The organism is Dietzia sp. B19, from assembly GCF_014145155.1.
GTDB classification, from domain to species: domain Bacteria; phylum Actinomycetota; class Actinomycetes; order Mycobacteriales; family Mycobacteriaceae; genus Dietzia; species Dietzia natronolimnaea.
The window spans coordinates 1-1,185 of record NZ_JAALED010000394.1; the positions used below are offsets into that span (position 1 = coordinate 1).

Annotated in this window: 2 protein-coding genes; both read right to left on the minus strand. The window is 71.6% G+C overall.

Translation table 11 applies throughout. The annotated features are described in order from the left end of the window. Positions 1-225: hypothetical protein (locus G6020_RS11540; protein ID WP_182610731.1), on the minus strand; the 225-nt coding region annotated here is incomplete at its 3' end. Continuing rightward, positions 222-1,166, minus strand: coding sequence for a glutamate ABC transporter substrate-binding protein (locus G6020_RS11545; protein WP_182610732.1), 945 nt, complete (start codon positions 1,164-1,166; stop codon positions 222-224). The genes G6020_RS11545 and G6020_RS11540, both read right to left, overlap by 4 nt. Between the last annotated feature and the right edge of the window lie 19 nt (positions 1,167-1,185).

Genomic DNA, 1,185 nt, shown 5'->3' on the forward strand with positions numbered 1-1,185 from the left:
CGCGCCGGTGGCGGCGACCGCCGACGTGGCCTCCGTCGCCTCGCCGTCCCATGACGCCTCTGTGTGCCCCCGCGTCTCCGTGTGCCCCACCGCCTCCGTGTGCCCCGCCGCGCCCGTCACCTCGAGTGCACCGGTGACCGACCCCGGCTCGGGGCGGAACGTGGCCTCGGTCCCCGCGGTCGGCTCGTCGACCGTGGGCCCGTCATCCCATTTCCGGTAGCTCATCTCGGCTCCTCCGGCACGTAGGCCGGTTCGGGCATCCCGGGGCTCGGGCCGAGCCCGGAGAGCCACGTGGAGTACATGCGGTTCCACGTGCCGTCGGCCCGGATCCGCTCGAGGGTCGAGTTGACCTGCCGGACCAGCCCGTCGGTGTTGTTGCCGGGGGTCGACTTGGCGATGCCCACCCCGTACGGCTCCGCGTTGAGCTGCGGCCCGACGATCTCCAGGTACGGATCCTGGGCGGTGATGCCCACCAGGATCGCGTCGTCCGTGGTGATGGCGTCCACCTGGTTCTGCTGGATGGCCACCAGGCAGTCGGCCCACGTGTTGACCGACAGCACCGTGAGCCGCTGCAGCTCCTCCCACAGTCGGGAGGCCGAGGTGGTGCCGGCCGCCACGCACACCCGTCGGCCCTCGAGGTGTTCGATCTCGGTTATCCCGGAGCCCCGCACCGCCAGCACGCGCTGGTAGGCCTGGTAGTACGGCACCGAGAAGGTGATCAGCTCGCGCCGCGCGCACGTGATGGACATCGACCGGATCACCACGTCGACCTGGTTGTTCTCCAACGCCTCGATCCGGTTGACCGAGGTCAGGGAACGGAACTCGACCTGGCCGGGATCGCCGAAGATGTCCCGGGCGATCTCGCGGGCCAGGTCCACGTCGAAGCCGGTGAGCTGCCCCGTGCCCGGGTCACGGAAGGAGAACAGGTTGGAGCCCTGGTCCAGCCCCACGATCAGCCGCCCCCGCTGCCTGATGCGGGGGACGCGCTCCTCGGGCGGGGCGTCGTCCGGGCGCAGGCTCGGCAGCGGGTCGCAGGACTCGTCGGGGGTCACCTGGGGGAGTCCGGTCGGGCCGTCGGTGCTGATCACCGCGCCGGCCGGCAGCGGCATCACCGCGGACACCTCCGGGATCCCCACGTGATCCGACTCGGTGGACTCGGAGATCATCTCCCGGTCCGGCCCGCCG

Coding starts and splice junctions, on each gene's coding strand:
- G6020_RS11545 (WP_182610732.1), bottom strand. CDS start 1,166: ATGATCTCCGAGTCCACCGAGTCGGATCACGTGGGGATCCCGGAGGTG.